The organism is Arcicella sp. GW458-12-2-14-TSB2, assembly GCF_059423785.1.
In genome coordinates, this window is the sequence record NZ_JBWKYN010000246.1 from 1 (window position 1) to 6,850 (window position 6,850).

The window sequence follows — 6,850 nt, forward strand, 5'->3', positions numbered from 1 at the left end:
ATATCTTATAAAATATAATCACTAACCTACTCAATCACAATTAAAATAACTCATGGCATCTAAATTAGGTACTAATTTTTTAGTTGTGAGTTGGGGAATTGTGAGTTAGTGATTGTATTTTTTTAGTTATTTAGTATAATATATAAAAATCACTCAATCACAATTCACTAACTCACAATTAATTTACTTCCATTCAAAACTTACAACTTGTTCTAAGTCTGGATGGAGGCTTAGAGAAACTGGGCATTTATGTGCCGTGTTTTCTAGTTTTTGAATTTGTTCTGCTGTCAGGACAATATTTGTCTTCATTTTTAAGTTAATTTCCAAACGAGCTACTTTTCTTGGAGGTGTCTGAGACATGATTTTTGTAACCTCTACGCTTGAGCCTGACAATTCAATTTCATCACGTTGAGCAACAATTGCCATTGTCGTAAGCATGCAAGTACCCGTAGCAGTAGCCAATAAATCTGTAGGAGAAAAGGCCTCTCCTTTACCCATATTGTCTGTAGGTGCATCTGTAAGTAATTGTGTACCAGATTGCAAATGCGTTGATTCTGTGCGGAGTTCGCCTAAATAAGTAGTTTTTACAGTTGGCATTATGTTGTTGTTATGTGTTAAAAATTTGATGATTTTTGTCCTAAATTTAAACAAATAGCACCATATTACGTATTTTTATTGTAATTATATACTTTAAACCGAAAGTGATTCCTAATTGGCAAACACTCAATCGGAATTGTTGCGTCAATATCAATATTCATTGTATGGTTAATTTCATTCATATAAAATTTTTGATTAAAGCATTGTGAAAAAACTACTAAATACATTCTTATTCTTCATTTTTGCTTTGTTATCGTTTTATTCGATAGAAGCTCAGCGTAGAAACTCATCACCGACTACTGCTACTAAGCCTGCCGCTAGTAGGACTATACAACAACCCCGTGAGGTAGTGGACGAAGAAAATTATCATTCTATTTTGTCATTTGGATTAACTACTAATACCAATTCTGGTTTACTAGGAGGGCTGATGGCTCGTAAAGAAGTTTTGATTGAGAACAACTCTTTGCATCGTGAGTTTCATTATTTCAACCTTGAAATCGTGAATGTAAATCATCCTAGAGAGAACACCCTCAGCTTATTAGGAAATGGAGGAAGTTATGTAGAAGAAAAGCAAAACTATCTTTTTGCGATTCGTCCACAGTATGGTCGTGAAATAAATTTATTTCATAAATCATCAGACGGAGGCGTAAATGTAAATGGTATTATCGCGGGTGGACCAACTATTGGGGTAGTAAAACCTTATTATGTACAGGTTTTTTATGGCAGAGGAGTTATCAGAGACGAAGCCTATGACCCGAACAAACATACTATCAATAATATTTATGGAAGCGGAGGTTTTTTTGAAGGCATCGGGCAGTCGACGATAGTACCCGGAGTAAATTTAAAAGCCGCTTTAAATTTTGAATTAGATGCTTTTCGCCAGTCGAACATTAGCTTAGAGATTGGTTTTTTAGCAGAAGCATATACTAAAAAAGTAAATATTTTGGCAAAAGGAGATAATAAAAGTGTGTTTACTTCAGGCTATTTAACCATCTTTTTTGGAGGAAAAAAATAGTTAATGTAATGAATTTAGAAAAGATAAGCGTTTCATAAAGGCTTATTATTGATAAATAATACCCGTTATTAAAAAATAGCGTCAGGAAAATGTAAACCAATTTCATTTTCCTGACGTTTTTATTTTATTAGCATTTAACTTTGTAGTGTAATAGCGTTTTGTACAAGGAATAGACAGAAAATGATAGAACTTCCAGTAATAGCTCCGAAAGCGGAGACTGCCTCAAAGCATTCTAAAAAACCAAGTTGGTTAAGAGTAAAACTGCCGATTGGTCAGGAATATGCAAGGGTACGTAATATTGTAGATGAATATAAATTACATACCATTTGTCAGTCAGGAAATTGCCCAAATATGGGTGAATGTTGGGGTGCAGGTACGGCAACCTTTATGATTTTAGGAAATGTGTGTACTCGTTCTTGTACATTTTGTGCAGTAGCGACGGGTCGCCCGAATGAATATGATGCAGATGAGCCACGCAGAGTAGCTGAAGCCATTAAATTAATGGGCGTGAAGCATGCTGTAATTACTTCGGTAAACCGCGACGAACTAAAAGACCGTGGAGCTGAGGTGTGGTATCAGACAGTAGTACAAGTAAAGGAGGCATCACCAACAACTACGATAGAAACCTTGATACCTGATACTAAAGGTAACTGGGATGCGCTTTACAGAATGATTGAAGGTGGGCAAGAGGTAGTGTCGCATAATATGGAGACGATAGAACGTCTTTACAGAAATGTGCGTCCACAAGCTAAATATGCTCGTTCTTTAGAACAAACCAAACGTACCAAAGAATTTGGAAAAAGAACCAAGTCGGGTATTATGTTGGGCTTAGGCGAAACCCAAGAAGAAGTATTTAAAGCAATGGACGATTTAGTAGAAAATGGTTTGGATGTATTGACATTAGGACAATACCTTCAACCTACTAAAATGCACCATGAAGTAATAGAATGGGTACATCCAGATACTTTTGCTATGTATAAAGAAGAAGGATTGAGACGTGGATTGAAATATGTAGAATCAGGAGCGTTAGTTCGTTCTAGTTATCATGCTGAGAAGCATATTTAAGGATAAAATCTTTTTAAAGTTTACCAAAGCCTCAGTCTTGCTGGGGCTTTGGTGTTTTTTAGGCTGGAAGCCTAATGATAGTCGTCAATCGTTGGAAACGAGCGACTGCTTTAAAGGATAGGACAAATTAGAGGGTTTAGGATAAGTCTCTCGAAATATTTTGTAAATTCGTTCTCGTTCAATTAAATATTATAAAAAATTAACATAAGTGTCTACCATGTCAAAGAATGTAAATATCACTCCTAGTGGAATAAAAAAAGTACTTAAAAATTATGATTCAAAACTTGCCATTGCTGAATTTATCTGGAATGGTTTTGATGCAAAAGCAGATACAGTTCATTTGAATTTTAAAGTTAACGAACTTGGTACAGTTGAAACAATTGAAGTAGCAGATAATGGTTATGGTATTAATTTTGAACAATTAAGCACCAAATTTGATTTGTTTTACTCTTCTGAAAAAGCCATAGAGGTTAATTCAAGAGACGAGAAACATATCTCTACAATCCACGGGAAAAATGGCATAGGTAGATTGACCTTTTTTACTTTTGCTCAAATCGCTCAGTGGAAGACAACCTTCCAGAAAAATAGGTTATTATTAGACGGAGAGATTACAGTCAACACAGAGAACATTAATAATTATAATGCTTCAGAGGTAACGAAAAGCCAAAAGGATAAAACAGGTACAAGTGTTAATTTTTACAATATTACTATCAGCAAAGAAGAATTAGAAGGAGACATTATTCCCTTTTTAAAAAGTGAATTTTGTTGGTTTTTAGAATTAAATAAACCTAAAGGCTTTTCAATTATCATTAATGATACTCCTCTGGACTATCAGTCGTTTATAGAGGATTCGGAGAGCTTTACGCTTACTTATGAAGAAAGCAATACAAGTTTTTATTGTAAATACTATCAATGGAATAATAAACCGCATAAGGAACTATCAAAATTTTATTATCTCAATGCAAAGCACGAAGAAGTGTATAAAGATTATACTACGCTAAATAATAAAGGTGATGAGTTTTATCATAGTGTGTATATTACAAGTAGCTTTTTCAATGATTTTGATTTTCAATCTCAACAGGATAGCCAGCAAATAAACCTTTTTAGTAAAGCGAAATATTTGTCTGAATATAAATTTCTTCATAATAGTTTAAATGAATTCCTTCGTAAAAAAAGAAAGGATATTCTTCATAAAACATCAACTAAGCTAATTGAGAAATACGAACAAGACGGAATTTTTCCAACATACAAAAACGATTTTGATAAGCCTCTGCTTGAAGAAACATTAATAAATCTTTATGAAGTACAACCAAGGTTATTTCTTTCGCTTAATGTTGAGCAAAAGAAATTTTTTGTACGGCTTTTAAATTTATTACTAGCCTCAGATGAGCGTGAACAGATCTTAGAAACATTAGAAGGAATTATTGAAATGAATGCAGAAGAAAAAGAAAGTCTTTATCAGTTACTCCAAAAATCAAGCTATACCCAGTAGCGGCAATCCCTTGCAGTTGCCGTTTTCACCCATAAAGCGGTAACCTCAAGGATTACCGCTACTTTTTTTAGGTATCATTTTATAGGCTGGAAGCCTAATGATAGTCGTCACTCGTTGGAAACGAGCGACTGCGCTTTTACTTTAAATGTTTATTTAAAAAGTCAATAATTTCCTTTCTAAGATATTCAGCATCAAACATTTCACCATAATGTGGTGCGTCTTTTACGATAAATACCTGATTCTCTATACCTGAAAGCTTTAACCACGAGCTTAGTAAAACAGATTGAGAATAAGGCACAGACTGGTCTTTTTCGCCATGAATGATAAGGAAAGGAGGATCATTTTTATCTACGTACGTCACTGGACTAGCCCATTTGGCTAAATCTGGTCTTTGCAATGGGGTATCTCCTAATAAAATACTTTCTGATGTTTTAACTGCCCCTGCTGGTTCAAGGTTTTTGGGAATAGCCAGAAAGTCTGAAGGTCCATAAAAATCAATAACTCCCTTTATTTTAAAAGACACCTTATTGTCTTTCGCATAAAAATCCTTCACCTTGTTATTATGTGATAATGCCAACAGTGAAGCCAAATGTCCACCCGCCGAAAACCCGACTAACACAATACGATTTTTATCTAATGAATACTTTTCAGCATTTTGATATAGAAATTCAATAGCCTGATTACAATCTTGTATTTGTGCAGGAAAGATTGCCTGAGTGCTATAGCGATAATCGATAGATGCCAAAGCATAACCATTTTCTACAATGTTACGAATGGTATTTTTCATATAGCTCATATCGGCATACTTATCATTCAGCATCCATGCACCACCATGTACCCAAATGACCAATGGCGTATTGGGCTTGGCATTAGCAGGCAGATAAATGTCTAAAAGATGATGTTTGGAAGTATCCTTAGCATAAGGCACATTTCCATAAAGTGTAGTATTGGCTGGAAAATACCCTAGCACTCTGTTGGTAGTTTGTCCGATAGCTTGGTTTGTAAAGGATAATAATACAAAGAAGAGGACTGATGGATAATATTTATTTTTCATGTTATAAGGGAGGATAATATTAGCGTATAATCTCCAAAGATTTTGGATAATTAGCAAGTAAAATATTACCTTAAAAGTAAGGTAATTGGAAGGGGTACTTATCCTTTTTAGCCTGCTTTACATTGATTGAAAGTATATTGTTTAAAATTAATCCATAAAAAAGGCAAGTAATTGAGGAAAACATGCATCTTTGACATTATAAAAACACCCTGCGCAAAAAACCTAAAACAGCAAAGAAATGTCTAATATCAAATTAATCATCGAAGAACGACCAAGTAATATTGGAAATTTTATGGTGGGTCGGTTATTACCTTTCAGAGAAAAAAGAATGGTGGGTCCATTTTGTTTTATAGACCACATGGGGCCTGCACAATTAAGCGACCATGAAAATTTAGATGTTGGGCCACACCCACATATTGGACTTTCTACGTTAACCTACCTTTTTGAAGGAAGCGTAATGCATAAAGATAGTTTGGGAACAGAAATGGAAATAAAACCCAATCAGGTAAACTGGATGACTGCTGGCAATGGCATTGTACATTCTGAGAGAACTCCCGAGTATTTGCGCCATTCCGATAAAACGTTGCATGGTTTACAAATTTGGGTAGCATTGCCGAAAGAACTAGAACAAATGCAACCTAGTTTTGCACACGTAACAGAGGAGGAGATTCCTACATGGGAAACGGATCGCATCGCCTTTAAATTGATAGCTGGCGAGGCATTTGGCAAAAAATCTGCCGTACCAGTATACAGTCCTCTGTATTTTATTGAAATCAAAAACACTAGCCCTCAGACTGTAAATATTGGGAATGATTTATTTGGCGAAAGTGCCTTGTATATTTTAGAAGGAAGCATTAGTAGCGAAGGACATACCTATGAGCCTAAACATATTCTGATAGCTAATGATAGCAAGCTGTGTAGCTTTGAAATGGCAGAAAATACAACAGTGTATATTTTTGGAGGAGAGCCTTTTCCAGAAGAAAGATTCATTTATTGGAATTTTGTAGCCTCTACCAAAGAACTAATCGAAGATGCCAAGACTAGATGGATAGAGCAGTCTTTCCCGAAAGTACCAGGTGAAACAACATTTGTACCCCTTCCACAACCTTATAGAAAATAATGGAAATAGTAAACGCACACATAGGCAAAGAACTGTATAAAACTACTATTCAGACAGCCACTAATACCATCATCTCGGATGAACCTGAAGAGGTAGGAGGAAAAAATTTAGGCTTTAATCCTAAAGAACTTTTAGCTGCTGCACTATCAGCCTGTACTTCGGCCACTTTAAGAATGTATGCAGACAGAAAAGGTTGGGATTTAGCAGAGGTGAAGGTAGAAGTACAGCTTGAAAGAGATATGAAAGAAAACAAATCTTTTATCACCAGAAAAGTTGAACTCTTGGGGAATTTAGATGAGGAGCAGCGAGCAAAATTGTTGGTGATAGCCAACAGTTGCCCCATACATAAAATATTAACAAATCCCATAGAAATTACTACGTCGTTGGTTGAAGATGGTTTATAAAAATTTTAGTATGTATTTATCAAATAAGTAAAATAACCAATTTTTATCTTGAAATATTAACTCAAATTTTACCATTAGCTGGCGACTTCAGTCGTCAACTAAT

7 protein-coding genes are annotated in these 6,850 nt (G+C 35.0%); 5 read left to right on the forward strand and 2 right to left on the reverse strand.

Annotation, left to right across the window (positions count from 1 at the left end):
* Positions 1–183 precede the first annotated feature (183 nt).
* On the reverse strand, positions 184–597 hold the full coding sequence (locus AC07XN_RS22685) for an OsmC family protein (RefSeq protein ID WP_309920592.1): 414 nt from the start codon (positions 595–597) through the stop codon (positions 184–186).
* Between the two features lie 205 nt (positions 598–802).
* On the opposite strand from AC07XN_RS22685, the gene AC07XN_RS22690 reads away from it, so the two are divergent.
* The 3 genes from AC07XN_RS22690 (at position 803) to AC07XN_RS22700 (ending at position 4,169) form a co-directional block, all read left to right on the forward strand.
* The gene (locus AC07XN_RS22690) at positions 803–1,612 is read left to right on the forward strand and encodes a hypothetical protein (protein ID WP_494744719.1); all 810 of its coding nucleotides are present in this window, start codon (positions 803–805) and stop codon (positions 1,610–1,612) included.
* A gap of 180 nt (positions 1,613–1,792) precedes the next feature.
* Positions 1,793–2,677, forward strand: coding sequence for a lipoyl synthase (lipA, locus tag AC07XN_RS22695; RefSeq protein WP_309920586.1), 885 nt, complete (start codon positions 1,793–1,795; stop codon positions 2,675–2,677).
* Positions 2,678–2,894: 217 nt separating this feature from the next.
* Positions 2,895–4,169, forward strand: a complete 1,275-nt coding sequence (locus AC07XN_RS22700) for an ATP-binding protein (RefSeq protein ID WP_494744720.1) — start codon at positions 2,895–2,897, stop codon at positions 4,167–4,169.
* A 136-nt stretch (positions 4,170–4,305) separates the two neighbouring features.
* Here the strand turns inward: AC07XN_RS22700 and AC07XN_RS22705 are convergent, their stop codons facing one another.
* Positions 4,306–5,223 (reverse strand): alpha/beta hydrolase fold domain-containing protein, encoded by a 918-nt coding sequence (locus AC07XN_RS22705; protein ID WP_494744721.1) that lies wholly within the window; start codon positions 5,221–5,223, stop codon positions 4,306–4,308.
* Between the two features lie 238 nt (positions 5,224–5,461).
* Here AC07XN_RS22705 and AC07XN_RS22710 point away from each other — a divergent pair, with 238 nt between their 5' ends.
* Both AC07XN_RS22710 and AC07XN_RS22715 read left to right on the forward strand, forming a co-directional pair.
* A complete protein-coding gene (locus AC07XN_RS22710) occupies positions 5,462–6,343 on the forward strand; it encodes a pirin family protein (protein WP_494744722.1) in 882 nt (293 codons plus the stop codon).
* The gene (locus tag AC07XN_RS22715; protein WP_309920574.1) at positions 6,343–6,747 is read left to right on the forward strand and encodes an OsmC family protein; all 405 of its coding nucleotides are present in this window, start codon (positions 6,343–6,345) and stop codon (positions 6,745–6,747) included. The genes AC07XN_RS22710 and AC07XN_RS22715 overlap by 1 nt, the downstream gene beginning before the upstream one ends.
* Positions 6,748–6,850: the final 103 nt, after the last annotated feature.

What these genes read in the sequence shown, in the direction of transcription:
- lipA (WP_309920586.1), top strand. Translation starts at nt 1,793, where the DNA reads ATGATAGAACTTCCAGTAATAGCTCCGAAAGCGGAGACTGCCTCAAAG.
- AC07XN_RS22705 (WP_494744721.1), bottom strand. Translation starts at nt 5,223, where the DNA reads ATGAAAAATAAATATTATCCATCAGTCCTCTTCTTTGTATTATTATCC.
- AC07XN_RS22685 (WP_309920592.1), bottom strand. Translation starts at nt 597, where the DNA reads ATGCCAACTGTAAAAACTACTTATTTAGGCGAACTCCGCACAGAATCA.
- AC07XN_RS22700 (WP_494744720.1), top strand. Translation starts at nt 2,895, where the DNA reads ATGTCAAAGAATGTAAATATCACTCCTAGTGGAATAAAAAAAGTACTT.
- AC07XN_RS22715 (WP_309920574.1), top strand. Translation starts at nt 6,343, where the DNA reads ATGGAAATAGTAAACGCACACATAGGCAAAGAACTGTATAAAACTACT.
- AC07XN_RS22710 (WP_494744722.1), top strand. Translation starts at nt 5,462, where the DNA reads ATGTCTAATATCAAATTAATCATCGAAGAACGACCAAGTAATATTGGA.